Origin of the sequence: Bacillus sp. FSL W8-0223, from assembly GCF_038006805.1 — a bacterium.
GTDB classification, from domain to species: Bacteria; Bacillota; Bacilli; order Bacillales; family DSM-4216; genus Bacillus_O; species Bacillus_O smithii.
The window spans coordinates 3,454,004-3,477,944 of the sequence record NZ_JBBOVX010000001.1 but is presented as its reverse complement, the minus strand read 5'-3'; the positions used below and the strand labels follow the sequence as shown (position 1 = coordinate 3,477,944).

Genomic DNA, 23,941 nt, shown 5'->3' with positions numbered 1-23,941 from the left:
CAAAAAACTAAGGAACATTATATACAACAGTTGTTTCAGATATCAGCGAACATTATGAAGGGGGAACTAAATTGACAAAATATATATTTGTAACTGGCGGTGTGGTTTCTTCTTTGGGAAAAGGAATTACGGCTGCATCTTTAGGCAGGCTTTTAAAAAACCGAGGATTAAATGTGACGATTCAAAAATTTGATCCGTATATCAATGTGGACCCAGGTACAATGAGTCCATATCAGCATGGAGAAGTGTTTGTTACGGATGATGGAGCGGAAACGGATCTTGACCTTGGGCATTATGAACGTTTTATTGATATTAATTTAAATAAATACAGCAACGTTACAACCGGGAAAGTGTATTCGGCTGTATTAAGAAAAGAAAGACGCGGTGAATACTTAGGCGGAACGGTGCAAGTTATCCCCCATGTAACGAATGAAATTAAAGATCGGGTATTTCGGGCAGGAAAAACGACGAACGCGGATGTGGTGATCACAGAAATCGGCGGAACAGTCGGCGATATCGAGTCGCTGCCATTTTTAGAGGCAATCCGTCAAATTAAAAATGATGTTGGGCGTGACAATGTGATGTACATCCATTGTACGTTGATTCCTTATATAAAAGCAGCTGGTGAAATGAAAACGAAGCCGACCCAACATAGCGTAAAAGAATTGCGCAGCCTCGGCATTCAGCCAAATGTGATTGTCGTGCGTACAGAAATGCCGATATCGCAAGAAATGAAAGATAAAATTGCTTTGTTTTGCGATATAGATCCAAAAGCTGTCATTGAGTCAAGAGATGCCGATACATTGTATGCCGTTCCGCTCGCTCTTCAAGAACAAAAACTAGATGAAATTGTTTGCCAACATTTGAAATTGCAATGTCATGAAGCGGATATGACGGAATGGAAAGAACTTGTCGACCGCGTGAGAAACTTATCGCGGAAAACAAAGATAGCTTTGGTCGGAAAATATGTGGAACTTCAAGACGCTTATATTTCCGTTGTTGAGGCCTTAAGACATGCTGGGTACGCTTTTGATTCAGAAATTGAAATTCAATGGGTCAATTCGGAACATGTGAACTCGGAAAATGTATCCGATTTGCTCAAAGAGGCAGATGGAATTTTAGTTCCGGGCGGATTTGGCGATCGGGGAATTGAAGGAAAGATCGTTGCCATCCAATATGCCCGAGAGAATCGGGTTCCATTCTTGGGCATCTGCCTTGGCATGCAGCTGGCGTCGGTGGAATTTGCTAGAAATGTACTGGGATTGGAAGGAGCTCATTCTTCTGAAATTCGTCCTGATACAAAATATCCGATTATTGATTTGCTTCCGGAACAAAAGGATGTAGTGGATCTTGGCGGAACTTTGCGGCTTGGATTGTATCCTTGCAAGCTTTCGGAAGGGACAAAAGCGTATGAAGCTTATAAAGAAGAAGTCATTTATGAGCGTCATCGCCATCGATATGAATTTAATAACGAATATCGGGAACAAATGGAAAAACATGGTTTTGTTTTTTCCGGTACAAGTCCGGATGGGCGTTTGGTTGAAATCATCGAATTAAAAGATCATCCTTGGTTTGTCGCCAGCCAATTCCATCCTGAATTTACTTCAAGACCTACTCGTCCGCAGCCGTTGTTCCGTGACTTTGTAAAAGCCGCTATAGAAAATCAAGCATAAGAAAGGATCTTATTCAGAGAGAGATCGAATGAATGTGTGGAAAAACACATCTATCATTTGACATGAAATCGTTAAAAGAGGCCAAGGCTTTTTAAAAAGATCAATAGAATAATGGCCAATCGAACTTCTGTGCAGAAAGTGGCTAGCCGCTTCTGCACAGAAGTTTTGTTTTTTTGGATCGTTTTCAAACAGTCAATCAGCACGATTATGGATTATTTTTCCTTTTTGAGTGAATGGGCCATTCATCCTTTCAGAAAGGTCGCAGACAAACGGATGGAATGAATGGAAAATGAAACGTGAAAAAGGGCCCTTAATTTTGTGGAGGATATTTTTTGTTTAAAATCTACTTTTATAATACAATATGGCAAAATTATGGTTTTAAACATCTCCAGAAAGAAGGAATTTAATCGTAAAAAAGAGAAGTATAGTTTTGATTTAGAGAGATAGATGTGGTTCAGGATAGGAGGAGGTACCTCTTTCGCTGTTCATGTTTCATTGTTTATTTAGTTGGGATGGGGCATCAATATACATACCGGTACGAATTCAAACCATTGTAAGGGGTGGGATCCATATGGCAGAGAAAATATTAATCGTCGACGATCAATTTGGGATTAGAATTTTGTTGAACGAAGTCTTGCAAAAAGAAGGGTATGAAACGTACCAAGCCTCCAATGGCGCACAAGCTCTTGAAATTGTCGACCGGTATTCTCCTGATTTAGTGTTGTTGGATATGAAAATTCCCGGAATGGATGGCATTGAAATACTCAAAAGAATGAAACAAAAAGACCCGGATATCAGGGTGATTATTATGACCGCTTATGGAGAACTGGATATGATTCAAGAGGCAAAAGAATTGGGAGTTCTCACACATTTCGCAAAGCCGTTTGACATTGATGATATACGCAATGCCGTTAAGCAATATATTTCTTAATTTCGGGTATATTTGAACAAGTGAAGAATTTTTTTTGTGAAAACGTACCCATGTTGGTAAAAAAGATATGAATTTGGTATCATAAACAATGTAAATTCCATCCGTTGGTTTAGGTAAGGGAGGGTCCTTTGCCGATTAAACTTCCAGGGAATGAGTTAAGGAGGAAAAATTATGCCTTTAGTTTCCATGACTGAAATGCTTAACAAAGCTAAAGATGAAGGATATGCTGTGGGTCAATTCAATATTAACAACTTAGAATTCACCCAAGCGATTCTACAAGCAGCTGAAGAAGAAAAATCTCCTGTTATTCTTGGAGTTTCTGAAGGCGCAGCTCGCTACATGGGCGGATTTAAATTGGTTGTAAACATGGTTAAAGCATTGATGGAAGAATATCAAATTACGGTGCCAGTGGCTATCCATCTTGACCATGGTTCCAGCTTTGAAACATGCGCAAAAGCGATTCATGCTGGTTTCACTTCCGTTATGTTTGACGGTTCCCACTACCCTCTTGAAGAAAACATTGCGCTGACGAAAAAAGTAGTGGAACTTGCCCATCTTTTTGGTGTATCCGTTGAAGCGGAACTTGGCCGCATTGGTGGACAAGAAGATGACCTTGTTGTTGAAGAGGCAGAAGCAATGTACGCTATTCCTTCTGAATGCGATCGTCTTGTGAAAGAAACGGGTGTAGACTGCTTTGCTCCTGCACTGGGATCTGTTCATGGTCCGTACAAAGGAGAGCCGAAACTTGGTTTTGACCGTATGAAAGAAATAAGAGATTTAACAGGAGTTCCGCTCGTGCTTCATGGTGGTACAGGAATTCCAACAAAAGATATTCAAAAAGCCATTTCTCTTGGCACTGCCAAAATTAACGTAAATACAGAAAACCAAATAGCTTCTGCAAAAACTGTTCGCCAAGTTCTTGCAGAAAAACCGGATTTGTACGATCCACGTAAATACTTGGGACCGGCCCGCGATACCATTAAAGAAACGGTTATCGGCAAAATCCGCGAATTTGGTTCTTCAGGAAAAGCATTTTAAAATCATGAATAGTCAGTTTGAAACCGCCTTATCTTAATAGGGCGGTTTCCGTACATTACTCAATTGAAAATAATGGAAGAGGTGTGGTGGCGTCATGAAATTTTTTATTGATACAGCTAATATAGAAGAGATTAGAGAAGCCCATTCATGGGGGATTCTATCAGGTGTGACAACCAATCCTTCTTTAGTAGCGAAAGAAAACGTTTCTTTTCAAGATCGCCTTCGTGAGATTACATCCCTTGTGGATGGATCTGTCAGTGCAGAAGTGATTGCGACGGATGCGGAAGGAATGATTCGGGAAGGACGGGAATTGGCTCAAATTTCTCCTAATATTACGATTAAAGTACCTATGACTCCCGATGGATTAAAAGCCGTTTCCACTTTTAAAAAAGAAGGCATTAAAACAAACGTAACCCTTATTTTTAACGCCAATCAAGCCCTTTTAGCCGCTCGTGCCGGAGCTTCCTATGTTTCTCCGTTTTTGGGACGACTGGACGATATTGGGCATGATGGTTTGGAATTGGTCGAAAAAATTGCTAATATTTTTGCGATCCATGATATTGAAACCGAAATCATTGCTGCTTCTATTCGCCATCCTCAGCATGTCACCGAAGCTGCCTTAAAAGGCGCTCATATCGCCACTGTTCCGTTTAAAGTATTGAAGCAAATGTTCCATCATCCGCTTACTGACAAAGGTATTGCTGCTTTTCTTGCCGATTGGGGCGGAAGATCGCTGAAATAAAATAAATTTTTCATCAGCGGGGCGCTTCCCCTGCTGATGTATAAGTTTTTGGAAAGTCTGACTTTCCTTGATTTGCTTAGCCGGAGCACCTTCTAGCGGAATAGCGGTAATCCCAAAGAATGCATCAAAAGACAAAAATCTATGATTTGAAAAAAATTCCAATATTTATACATGAAAAATGATATTTTGTTTAAACTAAAAAAGAATCCATGAAATCCTCTGTTTGAATGGATAAATATAAGTTCTTAAAAGTAGTGAAATCGTTATCTTTTGTTTTAGCAGGAAGGCAGCAAACTGCGGCACCAGAACAGTTGTGTTGCAAGATGATAGAGCCATCCTATGAAATAAAAATCCCGATCAATCACACTTGTCATCAATGAATGATGAACAATAATGTGATGGAGTTTCGTTTAATTTTTTCAACAAGGTAATCGGAAGGGAGTCTACCATGGAAAAGCTAAAAATCGCAGGAGGATATCCACTAAAGGGAACGGTAAAAATTGACGGAGCAAAAAACAGCGCTGTGGCTCTTATACCGGCAACGATTTTAGCAGAGTCTCCGGTAACCATTGAAGGATTGCCTGATATTTCTGATGTCCAAATTTTAAAACATTTATTGATGGAAATTGGCGGTAAGGTTACCTTTGAAAAAAATGAGATGACAGTTGATCCAACAGAAATGGTTTCCATGCCGCTCCCCAACGGCAGGGTGAAAAAGCTGCGCGCTTCCTACTATTTAATGGGTGCGATGTTGGGCAGGTTTAAAAAAGCCGTTGTTGGACTCCCTGGAGGCTGTCATCTTGGACCACGCCCTATCGACCAACACATTAAAGGTTTTGAAGCGCTCGGTGCTGAGGTAACAAACGAGCAAGGAGCCATTTACTTACGTGCGAAAGAGTTGCGAGGGGCGAGGGTGTATTTGGATGTGGTCAGTGTAGGCGCCACGATCAATATCATGCTGGCAGCAGTGAAAGCGAAAGGGCGGACAGTGATCGAAAATGCGGCGAAAGAGCCGGAAATTATTGATGTAGCCACCTTGCTGAATAATATGGGAGCCAAAATCAAAGGAGCCGGGACAGACGTGATTCGAATTGATGGAGTGGAACATTTGCACGGGTGTCGGCATACCATTATTCCTGATCGAATTGAAGCAGGCACATACATGATTTTGGCTGCGGCGATTGGAGAAGGAATTCTCATCGACAATGTCATTCCCCCTCATTTAGAGTCCGTCACAGCCAAACTTCGGGAAATGAATGTACCCATTGATATCGGAGATGACCAAATATTTGTCGGGAAAAGCGGCGAAATCAAAGCAGTTGATATTAAAACTCTTGTTTATCCAGGATTCCCAACAGATCTGCAGCAGCCATTTACCACTCTTCTTACTCAAGCTAAGGGCACATCAATTGTGACAGATACCATCTATTCCGCACGCCTCAAACATATAGATGAACTGAGAAGAATGAACGCCAAAATTAAAGTTGAGGGCAGTTCCGCCATCATTGACGGTCCGGTTAAGCTTCAAGGGGCGAAAGTAAAAGCGAGCGATTTACGCGCCGGTGCTGCACTTGTGATCGCTGGCTTGCTCGCGGAAGGCATTACGGAAGTGACAGGTGTCGAACATATTGATAGAGGATACAGCCATATAGTGGAAAAATTAAACGGCCTCGGTGCGACAGTTTGGCGTGAAAAATTATCAGAAGAAGAATTAGAACAAATAAAAAGTTCCTGATTCACTCTATTTTCCTCCTAAATGTGTTACAATAAATCTGTAATTATGTTATACAAATTCTAGTTATGTGTAATACAGGAGGAACCCATTATGGAGAGAAGCTTATCGATGGAACTTGTCCGCGTGACGGAAGCGGCTGCTCTTGCTTCAGCGCGGTGGATGGGACGAGGAAAAAAGGACGAAGCGGATGACGCTGCTACAACGGCAATGAGAGATGTGTTTGACACGGTTCCAATGAAAGGCACCGTGGTTATTGGCGAAGGCGAAATGGACGAAGCACCGATGCTTTATATAGGAGAAAAATTAGGGACAGGCTATGGCCCTCGAGTGGATGTAGCAGTAGATCCGCTGGAAGGAACGAATATTGTCGCATCCGGCGGCTGGAACGCTTTAGCGGTCATTGCCGTTGCGGATCATGGCAACCTTTTGCACGCTCCCGATATGTATATGGATAAAATTGCGGTCGGTCCGGAAGCTGTTGGACAAATTGACATCAACGCTCCGATCATCGACAATTTAAAAGCAGTAGCAAAAGCAAAAAACAAAGACATTGAAGATATCGTGGCAACGGTTTTGAACCGCCCGCGTCACGAGCATATCATCGCCGAGCTTCGTGAAGCAGGAGCTCGCATTAAATTAATCAACGATGGAGATGTAGCAGCTGCCATCAATACAGCTTTTGACCATACAGGCGTTGATATTCTTTTCGGAATTGGAGGGGCGCCTGAGGGAGTAATTGCAGCCGTAGCCTTAAAGTGTTTAGGCGGAGAAATTCAAGGAAAACTTATGCCGCAAAATGATCAAGAATTGAATCGGTGCAAAAGCATGGGAGTCGATGTCAATCAAGTTCTCCGCATGGAAGATTTGGTGCGGGGCGATGACGCCATCTTTGCTGCTACCGGCGTCACGGATGGAGAATTATTACGAGGAGTTCAATTTAAAGGCACTTATGGTTCAACACACTCTGTGGTCATGAGAGCAAAATCAGGCACGGTTCGTTTTATTGAAGGACGCCATAGTTTAAACAAAAAGCCGAACCTCGTCATAAAACCTTAAGGAACCGCCCAGAGAATTGAACAGTTCTTCCTTTTGATCGTACAGGCTCCCGGCTTGTACGATTTATTCCTTCCTTTTTTGTTCTCTTATTGATACATCCCTATGAACCAGTTAAAATAGATATGGCTTTCGCGAATTTTCCGTTCTATCTCTTCCTCATATATTTGATTAAAACTATTGCCATTTGATGAAGAATAAAATGTTGTGAAAAACTGAATAATAAAAAGTGTGGTGTCAAAATGGAAGAACTAACAATCTCATGCTTAGAAAACATGAAACTGAAAGAATTGTATGAGTTAGCGAAAACGTATAAAATTTCCTACTACAGCAAATTAACCAAAAAAGAATTAATTTTTGCCATACTGAAAGCAAGGGCAGAACAAGAGGGCTTTTTCTTCATGGAAGGCGTTCTTGAAATCATCCAGTCAGAAGGGTTTGGTTTTCTCCGTCCCATTAATTATTCGCCAAGCTCTGAAGATATTTATATATCGGCATCCCAAATTCGACGATTTGATCTCCGAAATGGTGATAAAGTTTCCGGAAAGGTTCGTCCTCCAAAGGAAAATGAACGTTATTACGGCTTGCTTCATGTAGAGGCCGTCAACGGGGATGATCCTGAATCAGCAAAAGAAAGGGTGCACTTTCCGGCTTTAACACCGCTCTATCCTGACCGACAAATAGAACTTGAAACTTCACCATCCAATCTATCCACCAGAATCATGGACATCATCACTCCAGTGGGATTTGGCCAACGCGGACTCATTGTGGCTCCGCCAAAGGCAGGTAAAACCATGCTTCTAAAAGAAATTGCCAACGCTATCACAACCAACCACCCTGAGGCAGAATTAATCGTTCTGTTGATAGATGAAAGACCTGAAGAAGTGACTGATATTGAACGGTCCGTTCAAGCAGAAGTCGTCAGTTCTACATTTGATGAAGTTCCGGAAAATCACATAAAAGTAGCTGAACTTGTTTTGGAAAGAGCCATGCGTCTTGTAGAGCATAAAAGAGACGTTGTGATTTTAATGGACAGCATCACCCGGCTTGCCAGAGCTTATAACTTAGTCATTCCGCCAAGCGGAAGAACGTTGTCCGGAGGAATTGATCCGGCTGCTTTCCATCGTCCGAAGAGATTTTTTGGAGCTGCCCGCAATATTGAAGAAGGCGGGAGCTTGACGATTTTGGCAACTGCTCTTGTGGATACGGGTTCACGCATGGACGACGTGATTTATGAAGAATTCAAAGGAACCGGCAACATGGAACTTCATCTCGATCGGAATCTTGCTGAGAGAAGAATTTTTCCGGCGATTGATATTCGTCGTTCCGGAACGCGTAAAGAAGAATTGTTGATTGATAAAGAACGGCTGGATGTTTTATGGGCGATTCGAAAAACGATGTCAGATTCTCCGGATTTGGCAGAGAAATTTTTGCGCAAGCTTAAACAAACCAAAACCAATAGTGAATTTTTTGAGCAAATTGCTGAGGAAATGAAAACGAATGGGATGTCTAAACGGATTTTGATGTAAAAGCATTGAAAATGAACACGTGATCTGGGGAAAGATTTGGTGGCTTTTTTCACCAGAAGAGGCAAACACTTTTGTTGCAATGAAATACATTTTCTGCTATAATCCTACTAGTGTTTTTTGAAAAAAGAAGTATGCGGTTGTTTCCGCACTTTCATAGAACTCTGTTTCAGATGACTCAGGGCATAAAAGGAGATGAAAAGAATGAAACCAGGTATTCATCCTGAATACAAAAAAGTAAAAGTAAAATGCGCTTGCGGAAATGAATTCGAAAGTGGTTCCGTGAAGGATGAGCTTCGCGTTGAAATTTGTTCTGAATGCCATCCTTTCTACACAGGACGTCAAAAATTCGCTTCTGCAGCCGGTCGTGTTGATAAATTTAATAAAAAATACGGTCTTAAATAAGAATCGAAAGAGTGACAGGCGAGTTTTATCAACTGCTTGCCTGTTTTTTGTTCCCGGCGGAAGCAGCTATAATAGTCTCTTGTTCGTGGAAACAATGGTATAGGGGCAATGAACGATATTGCCTCTATTTTTTTGCAGCTGCTTTGCCCGGAGAAGGATCTGCTTTCCGGGGCCGGGAAAATGGATGGGGCTGCATCCTGGACATGCATGACGGCAGTACGGGGTATAAAAGGATCATTGCCGTTTGCAATCGTTTTTTACTTATTTAGATCGGACTTCGTGTCTAAAACACAAAATCGTTTTTTGCGGGAAATGATCCGTAAAAGCTTATGGAAATCTTGAGAAGGCAGTGCGGGATGCAGGCCCCGGCTGCTCATTGGTTTCTTAAATTCTTGAACGGAATTTCTTGGAAAGTGGGGCTCTTTCTATGTATGTCATGGAACATTCCGGTTGGGTGGAAGTCATATGCGGCAGCATGTTTTCCGGGAAATCGGAAGAGTTGATTCGTCGTGTTCGCAGAGCAGAATTTGCAAAACAAAACATCCTTGTATTTAAACCAAAATTGGACAATCGTTACAGCGAAGAAGCGGTCGTCTCTCATAACGGAATTTCTTTTGAGGCAATCCCGGTAGAATCTTCTCAAGAGATTGTGGAATTGGTCACGGAAGACATTGATGTTGTAGCGATCGACGAGACCCAGTTTTTTGATGAAGGCATTGTTGAAGCCGTAAAGCACTTAGCGGATCGAGGGCACCGTGTGATCGTGGCGGGATTGGATCTCGATTTTCGCGGAGAGCCTTTTGGCCCCATGCCTGCTTTAATGGCGACGGCAGAAATGGTCACAAAACTACAAGCAGTGTGCACGGTTTGCGGCTCGCCTGCAAGCCGGACACAACGGCTTATAAACGGTTCGCCCGCCAGTTATGATGATCCGATCATCTTGGTGGGAGCGTCTGAAAGTTACGAGCCGAGGTGCCGCCATCATCACGTCGTTCCTGGATCAGAGAAAGAACAACAAAAGAAAAGCTTAGCTTCCTCTCAGGAAATATAAAGCAATAGTACCCTCCTTTTTATTGGTTATCCTAAGAAAAGGAGGTGTTTTTTTATGCGTTTTTTCCTGATGGCCGCTGTGGTGTTTTTGCTGTTGAACGGCTGTGGAATGATTGAAAGGGATTCGACCTATGGAGAACGGGAAGACCGTCATGGAGTTCAATTTGTAAGCCATCGAGATCGTCTCGGCGGCCAAGAGCGCAGGGAGCGTGACGACCCGACAAACACAAACCAAAATCCTAATTTTATTGATCGAGCGCCCGATCAGCCGAATTTAGGCACTGATATTGAGAAAGCAAAGCAAGTGATTCGCAATGACACAAACCATTATGAGGCTGATTCCGTTTGGATCAACGGACGGACGATGTGGGTAAAAGTCAATACCCACAGAAAACTGTCCGATGAAGACAAAGCGGAAGCAAGATTGCATAGAAAGCTCATCCAAGCCCTTCCGCGTTACCGGATCGAGGTGGATATCAAGCAGCGATAAGCTCCCTTGCGTTAGGGAGTCCTTTTTATATGTATAAGAAAAGGGTCCAACCGCCCCTAACTGCTCGATAAGTTCAACTAACAAAATCCCCGCTTATGAAAGTTTCACTTAATTTTTTGGTGTTGTGGCTGGCCATCCTGTATACTATAATAAGAACGTTTAAGACTGAACGTAGAGGTGACATGAATGTTTGATCGTTTGCAGGCAGTGGAAGACAGGTACGAGAAATTAAATGAACTGCTGAGTGATCCCGAAATTGTGAACGACCCGAAAAAGCTTCGGGATTATTCAAAAGAGCAGTCGGATATAGCCGAAACCGTGCAAACGTACCGTGAATATAAGAAGAAAAAGCAGCAATACCAAGAAGCGAAAGAAATGCTGGAGGAAAAGCTTGATCCGGAAATGCGCGAAATGGTAAAAGAAGAACTGCATGATCTCGAGGGTCAACTGGAGGATTTGGAAGAGCAATTAAAAATCCTGCTGCTTCCGAAAGATCCGAATGATGATAAAAACGTTATCATGGAAATCCGCGGAGCGGCAGGGGGAGAAGAGGCAGCCCTTTTTGCGGGAGATCTGTACCGCATGTACAGCCGCTATGCTGAGTCAAAAGGTTGGAAAACAGAAGTAATCGAAGCGAATCCAACAGGACTTGGAGGATATAAAGAAATCATTTTTATGATTCAAGGTAAAGGAGCTTTTTCTCGGTTAAAATATGAAAACGGCGCTCACAGGGTTCAGCGTGTTCCGGAAACAGAATCGGGCGGCCGGATTCATACATCCACTGCGACGGTTGCTTGTCTGCCGGAAGCGGAAGAAGTAGAAGTGGAAATCAATGAAAAAGATATTCGCGTCGATACGTTTGCTTCCAGCGGTCCGGGCGGGCAAAGTGTAAACACAACCATGTCGGCAGTCCGTTTAACTCATATTCCAACCGGAATTGTTGTGTCTTGCCAAGATGAAAAGTCGCAGATCAAAAATAAAGAAAAAGCCATGAAAGTATTGCGCGCCCGCATTTATGACAAATATCAGCAGGAAGCGCAGGCAGAGTACGATGAAAAACGCAAATCCGCTGTCGGCACAGGAGATCGTTCTGAACGCATTCGCACGTATAACTTTCCGCAAAATCGCGTTACCGATCACCGAATCGGTTTGACGATCCAGAAGCTTGATCAAGTGCTGGAAGGAAAACTGGATGAGGTGATTGATGCTCTCATCTTGGAAGAACAATCGAAAAAACTGGAAAATTTAGAGGACTAGACATGGCGGGATGGAAATTATACGAAGCCCTTAATTGGGCTTCTTCTTTTTTAAAAGAGCATAAACGCGATCAAAATGCGGGAGAAATTTTGCTTATGCATGTCATGAAAATGGATCGAGCCAAACTGTTGGCTAATTTGCGAACAGATTTAAGCCGAAAAGAACAAGAACAGTTTGTTGACTGGGTGCACCGTCATAGCGAGGGCGTCCCCGTCCAATATTTAGTAGGTTCTGAAGAATTTTTCGGCCGAACTTTTGCAGTGAATAAAAACGTGTTGATTCCGAGGCCGGAGACGGAAGAGTTGGTTTATTACGCTTTAAAAAGAATGTCTGTTTTATTTGACGGCAAAAAGGGATTGACGATTGCGGATATCGGTACCGGGAGCGGAGCCATCGCTGTTACCGTCAAATTGGAACGGTCGGACTGTATCGTTTATGGTGTGGATATTTCCCGGCCGTCGCTCGATGTGGCTATCCAAAACGGAAACCGTTTAGGAGCTGATGTTCAATGGGTGGAAGGAGATTTGTTAACGCCATTCATTGATAAAGGAATAAAATTGGACGTCATTCTTTCGAATCCTCCTTATATTCCGCTGGCCGAAAAGGATTTATTAGCCGATGTCGTGAAAGATCATGAGCCGGAATTGGCTTTATTTGGAGGGCAAGACGGATTGGATCTATATCGCCGGTTTTGCACCCAGCTTCCGCTTGTATTAAAAGAACAGGCTCTTGTCGGTTTCGAAGTCGGTGCCGGCCAAGGGCAAGTTGTAGCGGATATGCTGAAAAAAGTGTTTCCTAAAGGGGACATACAGGTTGTGTTTGATATAAACGGCAAAGACCGCATGGTATTTATGGAGAGGAAGAATCATCAGTGAATGCAGCTGGCGAAAGGGTTCCTTGAATGGAAACAAACAGAGGCTCTGAAGTTGATAGAATAAAGAGATCCTATTTGAATTTCTCATCAAAAAAGAAACCCCCTTATGCGCCATGCTTTCTGATTTTTGTTAGTCCATTTAAGTGAATAAGCCTGTAGGAAGCCACTTGGGGAGGAAGATCGACGACCCGGGTGGCTTTTTCGTTTTGTCTGATAAGGCCTGTACTGAAAATAGGTTTCTATGAAATTTTATTTTCCGTGTTTAATTGCCGGTGATTATGTCCACACTGCTTTTTAGAGGGGAGAGGTGGATGAAAATGAAAAAGTATACGGCAGTATTTTATTTATTGATTCTTTCAATGGGAACCATTTTCAGTTTATATATACCGAAGCAGGAAACAGCCGCGGAGGAAACAGTGGTTATCCCGGATCAGGCGATTCGATTAAGGATTTTGGCCAACAGCGATAAGCCGGAGGACCAAGCAGTGAAAAGAAAAATACGCGATGAAGTGAATGCCCATATTCAGTTGTGGGTGAAAGATCTTACTTCTATCAGCCAAGCAAGGAAAGTGATCAAAAGCAAACTTCCGGAAATACAACGTATTGCTTCCCGCGTCATGGACGAGGAAGGAATTCATCAATCGGTGAAAGTTGAATATGGGAAGCACATCCAGTTTCCAACCAAACTGTACGGTCAATATTTATATCCGGCGGGAGACTATGAAGCGGTTTTAATTACATTAGGAGAAGGGAAAGGAGCCAACTGGTGGTGTGTTCTCTATCCTCCGCTTTGTTTTCTTGACTTTTCTAACAGTGTGGCCGTTCGCAATGAAGCGGAGGCAAATCCGGGTGTGAACGAGAAAAAAGAAAAGACCGAAAAAAGAGAAACGAATAAGAAAGAAGAGGTCGAGTCGGCACCATCGACAGTGGACAAAGAGGACGATTCAACGGTGACTGAAAAGAATCCAATCGAGGCCCCGAGAAAAAAAGATGAAACAGAAACAAGTTCAACGGGAGAAGGTATCGAACAGCCTTCTTTATCTGCCGCGGGCGCAGACGGCCAAATGGAAAATAAAAGCGAGTTGTCGAGAGACCATTCGGCAAACGTAAAGGAAACAAAAAAGAAAAAGGAAGAAGATCCTATCAAGAAAAACAGCGTCTCTAAGAAAAAAAGCAGCAAACCCCCTGTTTATGTCGGCGACGAAGAGAAAGTAAAGGTTCATTTTTTAATCGTGGATGTCATGAAAAAGCTCTTTTAATCGGAAGCACCTCGAATGGGTTGTCGAGGTGTTTTTTCATGTGCCATTTTGGGAGCATCGGCAGGAAAAAGAGAAAAAATTGGGAATTATAAAAAAACAAGAAACTTATTTTCAGCTTAAACGTAAATGTAATTTGGAGCAAGATTTTTTCGAGTCTGGGTCCTTTTCCCGAAGAAAGAGGTGCTGAAACCAGCTTCCGGCCTTTACTCAGTTAAGAGATTTTCACTCTTCTTCACTGGAGGAAGGATCTAAATAGACGGTTTGTTTTCAAAAGGAGTGATTTCATGTCTTTGAAACTGGAAAATGTGACAAAACGATTTGGCTCTTTGACAGCAGTAAATCAATTATCGTTAGAAATTCCGTCCAATGAAATTTTCGGATTTCTCGGAGCGAATGGTGCCGGAAAAACGACCACATTTCGAATGATTTTGGGGTTGTTGGATTTGTCGAATGGCTCCATTCTATGGGACGGGAGGCCGATCAACTACGAAACCAGTCCTTACATTGGATATTTGCCCGAAGAGAGAGGGCTGTATCCGAAATTAAAGGTGAAAGACCAGGTGGTGTACTTGGCACGGTTAAGAGGCATGGACAAACAAAACGCCGAGAAGGAATTAAAAAAATGGCTGGACCGCTTTCAAGTGCCTCAATATGAAATGAAAAAAGTGGAAGAACTTTCGAAAGGAAATCAGCAAAAAATTCAATTTATCACAGCCGTTCTTCATAAACCGAAACTGTTAATTCTCGATGAACCGTTCAGCGGTCTTGATCCGGTCAATGTCGAACTATTAAAAGAGGCCGTTCTGGATTTAAAAAACAGCGGGACAACCATTGTGTTCTCCAGCCATCGTATGGAGCATGTGGAAGAACTATGCGAACATGTATGCATCATGCAAAAAGGCAGTCCGGTTTTATCAGGGTCTCTTCGTGAAATCAAGCGTTCATTCGGGAAAAAGAACATTTCCATTGCGGCCGATTTTTCGCTTGATTATTTAAAGGAGTTTCCGGGAGTATTGAAATGGAAAAAAACGAGTGAAGGAGCACTTCTTCAAGTAGAAACGGAAGAAGCCGGACAGCCGATTTTGGAAAGTCTGATCGGAAAAGGATTTGTTCGTAAATTTTCAATAGACGAGCCTTCTTTGAATGATATTTTTATAGAGAAAGTGGGGCTTTCTTATGAATAAGTTTTGGATGATGCTCGTACATACTTATGGAACTAAATTAAAAACAAAATCGTTTATAGTGACAACGATCATTTTGGTGGCGGCCATTTTTTTGATGGCCAACATTAATAAAATCATTTCTTATTTTGACGGCCATGAAGTCAAACACATTGCTGTACTTGATGAAAGCAATGGCGTTATCTTTGCGCCTTTAAAAACGAGCTTGACAGCCGTAGACAAAGACATAAAACTTGAAAAATCCGGCGATGACGAAACCGCTTTGAAAAAACAAGTAAGTGAAGGAAAATTAGATGGTTATTTGGTCTTGTCGCTTGATGAGCGACAATTGCCGAAAGCCGTTTACCGATCGGAATCCTCTGACTCCAATACGGCCGATCGGTTGAAAAATGCTTTGCAAACGGTGAAGGGGCAAATGGTCGCCGGAAAACTTCAGCTTACCTCTGATAAGCTGGCTCTTTTAAACTCCCCTGTTTCATTTGAAAAGGTGCCTCTTGATCGAAAGGCCCAATCAAAAGAACAGCAGGGAGCGGCGAGTGCGCTCGTATACGTTCTGTTAATAGCCATTTATATGTCTGTGCTTATGTATGCCAACATGATTGCCACAGAAGTGGCCGTTGAGAAATCCTCTCGAGTGATGGAAATTTTGATTTCCAGTGTGTCGCCGATCAAGCAGATGTTTGCCAAAATTTTGGGTGTAGGGCTGTTGGGGTTGACGCAAATCATAATCGCAATCGCAGCCGGTGTTCTAGCACTTCAAACGAATTCGGAAGTATTGTCATTTATTAAACATTTTCATATTTCCAGCATGGCTGCTTCCACGATTGGATACGCGATTGTGTTTTTCCTTCTTGGATATTTTCTTTATGCTACATTGGCTGCTTTGTTGGGATCGCTTGTCAGCCGGGTGGAAGATATTCAACAAATGGTGCTTCCAATGACGTTTTTAGTAGTGATCGGCTTTATGGTGTCCATGTATGGGATGAATCAGCCGGACGCTGCCTTCGTTACCGTTGCATCTTATATTCCGTTTTTCACCCCGATGATTATGTTTATGAGGCATGGACTATTGGGGATTCCCACTTGGGAAGTTTTAGTCGGCATTGCGATTATGATTGTATCCATCATTATTCTGGCCGTCATGGGCGCTCGAATTTATCGAGGGGGAGTGCTGATGTATGGGACTTCTTCTTCTCTGAAAAATATAAAAACCGCCTTCCTGTTGACAAAAAAAGAACCAGCGTCCGAAAGAAAGAAAAACATTCCTTTTTAATGCGGCTATGGATTGAAAAAGCGGCGAAAAAGTTTGAATATCCACTTTTCTCGTGGCATGCTTTGAATTCAATTGGAAGCCCAAACATCAAAATTATATCGTCATAAAGAACCGGACCCGCTCAAGGGTTCGGTTTTTTAATAGGAATAGGACAAATATTAAACTTTTGATGCGGATGAAATAGCAAAAAAAGCGTAAATTCTGAAATTTATCCACTTTATCCACATAGTTATCCACTGATTAAACATTATATTATCCACATATGTGGATAATAATGGGGAATTTGTGAATATGCGTTTTTATGATAAAATAAAGGAACGCCACAATATAATTAGGATAAAGAGCGGTTGAAAACGAAAAAGAACTTTGTGAAATTGTAAGGTGAATAAGGATGGAAACAAAATGTTGGATTGTGGATAAAGAAGTGGACAACAAAACTCGTTATCCACAAATTGAAGAAGCAGCACAAGCTCTTCGGTTAAATGAAGTGGTGGCCTTTCCGACCGAAACGGTCTATGGATTAGGGGCCAATGCTTTGAGCGATGAGGCGATTGCCAAAATTTATGAAGCGAAAGGGCGGCCAAGCGATAATCCGCTTATTGTTCATATCGCCGATACATCCCAATTGGAACCACTTATTGTGGACATTCCTGAAAAAGCGAAACGGCTGATGGAAGCTTTTTGGCCTGGTCCGTTAACCATTATTTTTAAGAAAATGCCAGGACGCCTATCCGAGAAGGCTACAGCCGGTATGGATACGGTGGGCATTCGCATGCCTGACCATCCGGTTGCGCTTAAATTGATTTCGGCGTGCGGCCTCCCCATCGCTGCCCCAAGCGCCAATCGGTCCGGAAAGCCGAGTCCGACTTCTGCTAAACATGTTTGGGACGATTTAGCAGGGAAAATTGCCGGTGTCGTGGACGGTGGAGAAACGGGGGTCGGGGTGGAATCCACTGTGCTTGATTGCACTGTAGAGCCGCCCGTCATTTTACGTCCCGGCGGCCTTTCAAAGGAAGAAATAGAAGATGTCATTGGCCATGTAGAATTCGACCCTGCTCTAAAAAATAAAGACAGCAAGCCGAAAGCTCCGGGCATGAAATATACTCATTATGCTCCGAACGCACCTTTGTATTTAGTGGAAGGACCGATCGAAAAAATTCAGCAGCTGGCGGATGCTCAAAGAAGTGCGGGAAAAAAGGTCGGAATCTTAACGACAGAGGAGAACTCTTCCAGCTATGATGCCGATATTGTTCTCTCCTGTGGAAAAAGATCCGAATTGTCCACGGTCGCTCATGAACTTTATGGCGTGTTGCGCCAATTTAACGAGACGGAAGTGGACATTATCTATTCAGAAGTTTTTCCAAACAAGGGTATTGGTGCAGCGGTGATGAACCGTCTGGAAAAAGCGGCGGGACATAAATGGATTCGATGACGGATGAATGTTGTCAACGTTTTGACGATCCTCCTTTGGTAAACGATTGGGCAAACATTCGGAATCTCAAAAAAGAAGGACGTAATGACGACCTGGCCATTTAATTAAATAAGAGATAAGGGGATTGGTCTATTTTCAGCCTCTTTTCTTACCAGTGGCTTATCATTCTAAAACCTTTCGGACATGCATAATCATGAATAGGGGATGTCCGAAGGGGGATGCAGAATGACAAGCTATATGGGGGAAATCATAACATTAGTATTAATGGCGTTTGCGCTCAGCATGGATGCGTTTTCTGTTGGTTTGGGAATGGGAATGTTTGCGCTCCGCTCTAAACAAATTTTTTACATAGGAATGATGGTTGGGATCTTCCATGTTTGGATGCCGCTGATGGGAATGATAGCGGGCCATTTTTTATCGCACACATTCGGAAAGGTTGCCGGATATGCCGGAGGGATTCTATTGATTCTGTTAGGAATCTCCATGTTCCTATCTTGCTTTAAAAAAGAGGAATCGTTTGTGACGCCTGTTGGTTTTGGGTTGATTTTATTTGCTTTAAGCGTCAGCCTCGACAGCTTTTCTGTCGGTTTGACGCTAGGGATATTAGGCGCAAAAACGGTCGTTTCTCTTGTTTGTTTTGGGGTTACAGCGGCATTATTAACTTGGTTTGGTCTTTTGATTGGCAGTAAAGCGAAGAGTGTAATCGGCGTTTACAGTGAAGCGATCGGCGGGAGCATACTATTGGCGATAGGGCTTAAACTGATTCTCCCTTTTTAGGCAGGGAGCAGATAGGGTAAGCTTACGTGGAGAGATGGCAGAAGATGATCGGGATAAAGGGAGTAGGACTTTTGTTTGGTTCCGCTTCCTTTTTCTTTTAAAAAAGGAGAAAAATTAGGAAAATTTATGAATTCAATCTGTATGAAAAAAGTAGGATTCGATATAATAAGAGTAAGAGAGGGTGGCATGAAAAATGAGAGTTCTCTTTGTTTGCACAGGTAATACTTGCAGAAGTCCGATGGCCGAGGCCATTTTAAAAAAGATCAACGAACAGATTGAGGTGAAATCTGCGGGTATCTTTGCAGCAGATGGCGCCGGCATGTCCGTGAATGCCCAAACGGTTTTAAAAGAAAAGAATATTCCTTGCAGCCACCAAAGCCGGACGCTGACAAAAGAGGATATTGAATGGGCTGACTATATTTTCACGATGACAACCAGCCATAAAAATTATATTATGCAAATGTTTCCAAAAGCAGCGGATAAAACGTTTTCTATTAAAGAGTTTGTATTGGGCCGACATGAAGATGTTATCGATCCTTATGGAGGTCCCGTTGAATTATATAGGAAGACGTACAACGAATTGGAAAGCTTAATTCGTCAATTGGCTGCTAAACTATAAGGGTAGGGAGAGAAAACAATGAAAAAACGGTTTAAATTCGGGCTGAGAAAAAAGTTGGTTTTGTTTACCTATTTAGTAGCACTTATCACATATTCCTGCTCCGCCTTTTTCATTTACATAATACGGCCCATATTTTTCTCAAGTGCCGACGACAGGGTCTTCACGATTGTCACGCTTCTGTTGGGAATTATTTGGTCAGGCATCCTGGCGTTTTTTGCCGCTCGGATCATTGTGAAGCCTTTGCAGCTGTTGGAACAAGCGGCTCTTGAGGCGGCTGAGGGAAATATTGTCCATGATGTAAAAGTGCCAAAGAGTGATGATGAAATCCGTTCGCTGGCTTTGGCGTTTAACGGTATGCTGCAAAATTTACGGGAAATGGTACGGCAAATCGAGACTACCTTTACTTTAACGAACACGAAAGTGCTTGAAATTTTAACAGAAGTCGAAAGAGCGTCCAAACATGCGGAAGACATTGCCCAAACGATTGACGAAATTTCTGCGGGCGCAGAAAGTTCCGCCGGAGCGATCCAAGCCACGGCCGAATCGATGGAGGATGTCACCAAAATTGCCCATGAAGTTCAAACTCAGGCAAAATCTTCGAAACAAAAAGCAGAGGAAATGGTCAAAGAACTGCAAAACAGCAAGGAAGCGATGCAATCTCTTATCGACGGAATTCAACAGCTTGCATTGGATAATAGGCAGTCTTTGCAAGCGGTAAAGCGCTTGGAAGAAAATGCGGTAAAAGTGGGTCAAATCATACAGTTGGTCGGGGACATCGCCGCACAGACCAATCTGTTGGCTCTCAATGCTTCTATTGAAGCTGCACGGGCAGGGGAACACGGAAAAGGATTTGCGGTCGTTGCCGAAGAGGTTCGGAAGCTCGCGGATGGAAGCGCTAAAGCTGTTCAAGGAATTTCTGAATTGATAAAAGACATTCAAAAAGAAGTGGAGCATGTGGTCGGACAAATTACAAGACAGGTGGAATCGGCTAATGAAGAAGCGGAAAAGGGCAGCCTCACCAACTCCGCGATAGAAGAAATGACATTGGTCATTAACGAAGTGGCGAATGCTGTTCATACGATTTCAACATTAGTGGATGGACAAATGGAAGGAATTCAAAAAACTTCCCAACAATCTCAGGAAGTAGCAGCGATAGCGGAAGAGACGTCGGCAGGAGCTCAGCAAGTGACAGAGTCGACAAAAGAGCAGGCGGCAGATATGGAAAAGGTTGAACAAGTTGCCAGGGAGTTGAAAGAACAGGCAAAACAGCTTCAATCTACGATTACAAGATTCCGTATTGAAGAGGAGCAGGTCTGATTTCAACAAAGCCGGCTGCTTTTCTCTTCTTTTTATTTTGTTCAAACGGCGTCACCTGCCATCTAAAGTGCGACATTCGGCAGATTTTGTGGAAAGAAAGGACACATCCGCACGTATACTGCCACTGTCGGTTTTCTGTCGTTTGAAAACAGCCGGCATCTGGGACGGAAGAGATCTCAGAGCGAATATACTTTATATTTTTTGCAGGGTGTGCCAAAATAAAGTTACAAGAAGAAATTTCTGCGAAAGTGGCTTCGGCTTTGGCCGAGAAGGAGGAACAAACATGAAAGTAGCGATTGCGTCCGATCACGGCGGAATTCATATAAGAGCAGAAATAAAAAAATTACTGGAAGAACTAGGAATAGATTATGAGGATTTTGGCTGCAATTGTGAAACGGAAACTTCTGTCGATTATCCGGATTATGCTTTGCCTGTTGCTGAAAAAGTGGCGAACGGAGAGTTTGACCGCGCCATTCTCATTTGCGGAACTGGAGTTGGGATGAGTATTTCGGCCAATAAAGTAAAGGGAATCCGCTGTGCTCTTGTACATGATGTTTATACGGCAAAATTAACCCGCAAACACAACGACAGCAATATTCTCGCCATGGGCGAACGCGTCATCGGACCGGGTCTTGCCAGGGAAATTGCCGAAGTGTGGCTGACCACGGAGTTTGAAGGCGGTCGCCATGAACGTCGAATTGGAAAAATTAAAGAATATGAAGAAAAACATTTGACAGATAAAAATGACCGCTCATAACAGCTTAGGAACAGGTTTTGGAAAAACGAATAGAAGGACGGTGGAAGGCTACGGAAGAGGAAAGATTTGAATGGGAAAAACAACTTTCGCTCATTTTGCGGGAGTTTCAAGAACAAGCGCAGTTGAAAAAAGGCCAAATTTTTGTAGTAGGCTGTTCCACTTCCGAAGTAGCGGGAAAGAAAATTGGCACATCAGGTACAATCTCCATAGCGGAAGCCATTTTTAACAAGCTTCAATCCTTTGCGAAACAGAACGGAATCTTTTTGGCATTTCAGTGCTGCGAACATTTAAATCGTGCGCTCGTCGTTGAAAAAGAGCTGGCCATTCGGGAGCGTTTGGAGGAAGTATCCGTTGTTCCCGTGCCGCAAGCGGGTGGTGCTATGGCAGCTTTTGCATACCGACATTTACAAGACCCTACGGTTGTAGAATTTATAAAGGCGGATGCAGGGATAGATATCGGCGATACGTTCATTGGAATGCATTTGAAACATGTGGCTGTACCGGTTCGGGTATCCGTCAAAACGTTGGGCGAAGCACATGTTACGCTTGCCAAGACACGTCCGAAGCTGATCGGTGGTCCGCGGGCCGTGTATGATACCGTTGAAACAAGCGAAAACGGCGCCTGCCGTTGAAAATTTCGCCGTATCGTGCCGTATCGTATCGGTTCAGAAGGGCACTTCACTTTGTTTTATACACGATGGATGGCAGTCTATCCATTGTTAAGAAGAAATTTTATTGGAAAAGGCTGTTCCAAAGGGCTCTTATTGGACTTTTGGAACAGCCTTTTCTTTAAAGAATTTGTTCTCTTTAGAGTTTGATAAAATGAGTAGGGCAAATGTGGAAACGTATGAAGACATTGTGCGCTGGATGATAAAATAAAGCGGAACGGAAATTTGGATTTTCAGGCACGATGCTGCGATTGGGTCTCTTCTTTGATACAGGCACGATTTTATCAAAAAGTCCATTTTGCTTAACACTTTCAAACGGTGAGGTGAAATGGAAGGACTAGGATGTCCCGTTTTATTTAAGAGAAAAATAACATCCGGTAAACCAGGATTTGGATAAAGCAAAAAATCAAAAACCGCCTTTAATAACCCGAAAAAATCATGTTAAAATAAAAAAGAATTTGAAAAATGAGAAAAGGCTTTGTGTTGCTATAACTTAAAGGAGGAACAAGAATGGGTAAACTTGCTGAACAAGATCAAGCTGTATATGAAGCTATCCAAAAAGAATTGAACAGGCAAAGAACGAAAATTGAATTAATCGCTTCAGAAAACTTTGTCAGCCAAGCTGTGATGGAAGCGCAAGGCTCTGTCTTAACGAATAAATATGCAGAAGGTTATCCGGGGAAACGTTATTATGGCGGCTGCGAATATGTCGATATTGTAGAAAACATCGCACGCGAACGGGCAAAGGAAATCTTTGGAGCAGAGCACGTTAATGTTCAACCGCATTCCGGGGCTCAAGCAAATATGGCGGTTTATTTCAGTGTTTTGGAACATGGCGATACGGTTCTAGGGATGAATTTATCCCACGGCGGCCATTTAACACATGGAAGTCCGGTAAACTTTAGCGGTGTGCAATATCAATTCGTGGAATATGGCGTGGACAAAGAAACGCATCGAATTGACTACGAAGATGTTCGGAACAAAGCATTGAAACACAAACCAAAGCTTATTGTGGCCGGTGCCAGCGCCTACCCGCGTATCATTGATTTTGCAAAATTCCGGGAAATTGCTGATGAAGTTGGCGCATATTTAATGGTGGACATGGCTCATATCGCTGGTCTTGTAGCAGCTGGTTTACACCCAAATCCGGTTCCGTATGCTCATTTTGTGACCACCACTACGCATAAAACGTTGCGGGGGCCGCGTGGTGGAATGATTTTGTGCAAAGAAGAGTTTGCCAAAAAGATCGATAAAGCCATTTTCCCTGGCATTCAAGGCGGTCCGCTCATGCATGTGATTGCAGCGAAAGCGGTGGCTCTTGGGGAAGTCATGCAAGATTCTTTCAAAGTGTATGCACAAAATATCATTGATAATGCAAAACGGCTGGCGGAAAGGCTGCAAAAAGAAGGATTGAAATTAGTTTCAGACGGTACGGATAATCATTTGCTTCTTGTTGATGTCCGTTCATTAGGGCTGACGGGAAAAGAAGCAGAAAAAGTGTTAGATGATATCGGCATTACTGTCAATAAAAATACGATTCCGTATGATCCGGAAAGCCCGTTTGTGACAAGCGGCATTCGAATTGGAACGGCTGCGGTCACTACTCGTGGATTTGGTTTGGCGGAAATGGATGAAGTGGCGTCCATTATTGGCTTCGCTCTAAAAAATCGCGAAAACGAAGCGAAATTGAACGAGGCAAAAGCAAGAGTGGCTGCGTTGACAGAAAAATTCCCGCTTTACGAAGGGGCTTCTGTACGCTAAAAAGTTTGGGCATTTTCTAATGCCCATAACGGACGATGACCTCCGCCTCAATCGAAGAACAGCATCCGGTAGCGGTATGGCGGCTAAAAGCCAGATAGGTCAACTTGCCATCAGTGGGGGATA

General features: G+C 42.9%; 22 protein-coding genes. All 22 read left to right on the top strand.

Going from position 1 to position 23,941, the window contains the following annotated elements; genetic code table 11:
- Positions 1-71 precede the first annotated feature (71 nt).
- A complete protein-coding gene (locus NST81_RS16635) occupies positions 72-1,673 on the top strand; it encodes a CTP synthase (protein WP_003353371.1) in 1,602 nt (533 codons plus the stop codon).
- Between the two features lie 571 nt (positions 1,674-2,244).
- On the top strand, positions 2,245-2,604 hold the full coding sequence (locus tag NST81_RS16630) for a response regulator (protein WP_003353370.1): 360 nt from the start codon (positions 2,245-2,247) through the stop codon (positions 2,602-2,604).
- Between the two features lie 171 nt (positions 2,605-2,775).
- The gene (locus NST81_RS16625) at positions 2,776-3,642 is read left to right on the top strand and encodes a class II fructose-bisphosphate aldolase (protein WP_003353369.1); all 867 of its coding nucleotides are present in this window, start codon (positions 2,776-2,778) and stop codon (positions 3,640-3,642) included.
- A 94-nt stretch (positions 3,643-3,736) separates the two neighbouring features.
- Positions 3,737-4,384 (top strand): fructose-6-phosphate aldolase, encoded by a 648-nt coding sequence (gene fsa / locus NST81_RS16620; protein WP_048624251.1) that lies wholly within the window; start codon positions 3,737-3,739, stop codon positions 4,382-4,384.
- A 448-nt stretch (positions 4,385-4,832) separates the two neighbouring features.
- Complete coding sequence (locus NST81_RS16615) at positions 4,833-6,119, top strand: UDP-N-acetylglucosamine 1-carboxyvinyltransferase (RefSeq protein WP_003353367.1); 1,287 nt, start codon at positions 4,833-4,835, stop codon at positions 6,117-6,119.
- Between the two features lie 90 nt (positions 6,120-6,209).
- Entirely contained in the window at positions 6,210-7,175 is a 966-nt protein-coding gene (gene glpX / locus NST81_RS16610; protein ID WP_003353366.1) for a class II fructose-bisphosphatase, read from the top strand.
- A gap of 239 nt (positions 7,176-7,414) precedes the next feature.
- Positions 7,415-8,701 (top strand): transcription termination factor Rho, encoded by a 1,287-nt coding sequence (gene rho, locus NST81_RS16605; RefSeq protein WP_003353365.1) that lies wholly within the window; start codon positions 7,415-7,417, stop codon positions 8,699-8,701.
- A gap of 201 nt (positions 8,702-8,902) precedes the next feature.
- Positions 8,903-9,103: a 50S ribosomal protein L31 gene (gene rpmE, locus NST81_RS16600; protein WP_003353364.1), complete on the top strand. Its 201-nt coding sequence runs from the start codon at positions 8,903-8,905 to the stop codon at positions 9,101-9,103.
- 427 nt (positions 9,104-9,530) lie between these two features.
- Positions 9,531-10,154 carry a thymidine kinase gene (locus NST81_RS16595; protein ID WP_003353363.1) on the top strand — a complete coding sequence of 208 codons (624 nt, stop codon included), beginning with the start codon at positions 9,531-9,533 and terminating at the stop codon, positions 10,152-10,154.
- Positions 10,155-10,208: 54 nt separating this feature from the next.
- On the top strand, positions 10,209-10,643 hold the full coding sequence (locus NST81_RS16590; RefSeq protein ID WP_327796708.1) for a hypothetical protein: 435 nt from the start codon (positions 10,209-10,211) through the stop codon (positions 10,641-10,643).
- A gap of 186 nt (positions 10,644-10,829) precedes the next feature.
- Complete coding sequence (gene prfA, locus NST81_RS16585; RefSeq protein WP_048624248.1) at positions 10,830-11,900, top strand: peptide chain release factor 1; 1,071 nt, start codon at positions 10,830-10,832, stop codon at positions 11,898-11,900.
- Between the two features lie 2 nt (positions 11,901-11,902).
- Positions 11,903-12,775 (top strand): peptide chain release factor N(5)-glutamine methyltransferase, encoded by an 873-nt coding sequence (prmC, locus tag NST81_RS16580; protein WP_341030359.1) that lies wholly within the window; start codon positions 11,903-11,905, stop codon positions 12,773-12,775.
- 316 nt (positions 12,776-13,091) lie between these two features.
- Complete coding sequence (gene spoIIR, locus NST81_RS16575; RefSeq protein WP_048624246.1) at positions 13,092-14,033, top strand: stage II sporulation protein R; 942 nt, start codon at positions 13,092-13,094, stop codon at positions 14,031-14,033.
- Positions 14,034-14,317: 284 nt separating this feature from the next.
- Positions 14,318-15,217: an ABC transporter ATP-binding protein gene (locus NST81_RS16570; protein ID WP_327796705.1), complete on the top strand. Its 900-nt coding sequence runs from the start codon at positions 14,318-14,320 to the stop codon at positions 15,215-15,217.
- On the top strand, positions 15,210-16,487 hold the full coding sequence (locus NST81_RS16565; RefSeq protein ID WP_341030358.1) for an ABC transporter permease: 1,278 nt from the start codon (positions 15,210-15,212) through the stop codon (positions 16,485-16,487). Before NST81_RS16570 ends, NST81_RS16565 begins: the two co-directional genes overlap by 8 nt.
- A gap of 391 nt (positions 16,488-16,878) precedes the next feature.
- A complete protein-coding gene (locus tag NST81_RS16560) occupies positions 16,879-17,919 on the top strand; it encodes an L-threonylcarbamoyladenylate synthase (protein ID WP_327804567.1) in 1,041 nt (346 codons plus the stop codon).
- 225 nt (positions 17,920-18,144) lie between these two features.
- Entirely contained in the window at positions 18,145-18,696 is a 552-nt protein-coding gene (locus tag NST81_RS16555) for a manganese efflux pump MntP (RefSeq protein WP_003353352.1), read from the top strand.
- Between the two features lie 193 nt (positions 18,697-18,889).
- Complete coding sequence (locus tag NST81_RS16550) at positions 18,890-19,315, top strand: low molecular weight protein arginine phosphatase (protein ID WP_048624241.1); 426 nt, start codon at positions 18,890-18,892, stop codon at positions 19,313-19,315.
- 18 nt (positions 19,316-19,333) lie between these two features.
- Positions 19,334-20,632: a methyl-accepting chemotaxis protein gene (locus tag NST81_RS16545; protein ID WP_270583859.1), complete on the top strand. Its 1,299-nt coding sequence runs from the start codon at positions 19,334-19,336 to the stop codon at positions 20,630-20,632.
- A gap of 283 nt (positions 20,633-20,915) precedes the next feature.
- Complete coding sequence (rpiB, locus tag NST81_RS16540) at positions 20,916-21,389, top strand: ribose 5-phosphate isomerase B (protein ID WP_003353348.1); 474 nt, start codon at positions 20,916-20,918, stop codon at positions 21,387-21,389.
- A 29-nt stretch (positions 21,390-21,418) separates the two neighbouring features.
- A complete protein-coding gene (locus NST81_RS16535; protein ID WP_048624559.1) occupies positions 21,419-22,021 on the top strand; it encodes a TIGR01440 family protein in 603 nt (200 codons plus the stop codon).
- Between the two features lie 546 nt (positions 22,022-22,567).
- The gene (gene glyA / locus NST81_RS16530) at positions 22,568-23,818 is read left to right on the top strand and encodes a serine hydroxymethyltransferase (protein ID WP_341030355.1); all 1,251 of its coding nucleotides are present in this window, start codon (positions 22,568-22,570) and stop codon (positions 23,816-23,818) included.
- Positions 23,819-23,941: the final 123 nt, after the last annotated feature.

Coding starts and splice junctions, on each gene's coding strand:
- NST81_RS16630 (WP_003353370.1), top strand. CDS start 2,245: ATGGCAGAGAAAATATTAATCGTCGACGATCAATTTGGGATTAGAATT.
- NST81_RS16625 (WP_003353369.1), top strand. CDS start 2,776: ATGCCTTTAGTTTCCATGACTGAAATGCTTAACAAAGCTAAAGATGAA.
- fsa (WP_048624251.1), top strand. CDS start 3,737: ATGAAATTTTTTATTGATACAGCTAATATAGAAGAGATTAGAGAAGCC.
- NST81_RS16615 (WP_003353367.1), top strand. CDS start 4,833: ATGGAAAAGCTAAAAATCGCAGGAGGATATCCACTAAAGGGAACGGTA.
- glpX (WP_003353366.1), top strand. CDS start 6,210: ATGGAGAGAAGCTTATCGATGGAACTTGTCCGCGTGACGGAAGCGGCT.
- rho (WP_003353365.1), top strand. CDS start 7,415: ATGGAAGAACTAACAATCTCATGCTTAGAAAACATGAAACTGAAAGAA.
- rpmE (WP_003353364.1), top strand. CDS start 8,903: ATGAAACCAGGTATTCATCCTGAATACAAAAAAGTAAAAGTAAAATGC.
- NST81_RS16595 (WP_003353363.1), top strand. CDS start 9,531: ATGTATGTCATGGAACATTCCGGTTGGGTGGAAGTCATATGCGGCAGC.
- NST81_RS16590 (WP_327796708.1), top strand. CDS start 10,209: ATGCGTTTTTTCCTGATGGCCGCTGTGGTGTTTTTGCTGTTGAACGGC.
- prfA (WP_048624248.1), top strand. CDS start 10,830: ATGTTTGATCGTTTGCAGGCAGTGGAAGACAGGTACGAGAAATTAAAT.
- prmC (WP_341030359.1), top strand. CDS start 11,903: ATGGCGGGATGGAAATTATACGAAGCCCTTAATTGGGCTTCTTCTTTT.
- spoIIR (WP_048624246.1), top strand. CDS start 13,092: ATGAAAAAGTATACGGCAGTATTTTATTTATTGATTCTTTCAATGGGA.
- NST81_RS16570 (WP_327796705.1), top strand. CDS start 14,318: ATGTCTTTGAAACTGGAAAATGTGACAAAACGATTTGGCTCTTTGACA.
- NST81_RS16565 (WP_341030358.1), top strand. CDS start 15,210: ATGAATAAGTTTTGGATGATGCTCGTACATACTTATGGAACTAAATTA.
- NST81_RS16560 (WP_327804567.1), top strand. CDS start 16,879: ATGGAAACAAAATGTTGGATTGTGGATAAAGAAGTGGACAACAAAACT.
- NST81_RS16555 (WP_003353352.1), top strand. CDS start 18,145: ATGACAAGCTATATGGGGGAAATCATAACATTAGTATTAATGGCGTTT.
- NST81_RS16550 (WP_048624241.1), top strand. CDS start 18,890: ATGAGAGTTCTCTTTGTTTGCACAGGTAATACTTGCAGAAGTCCGATG.
- NST81_RS16545 (WP_270583859.1), top strand. CDS start 19,334: ATGAAAAAACGGTTTAAATTCGGGCTGAGAAAAAAGTTGGTTTTGTTT.
- rpiB (WP_003353348.1), top strand. CDS start 20,916: ATGAAAGTAGCGATTGCGTCCGATCACGGCGGAATTCATATAAGAGCA.
- glyA (WP_341030355.1), top strand. CDS start 22,568: ATGGGTAAACTTGCTGAACAAGATCAAGCTGTATATGAAGCTATCCAA.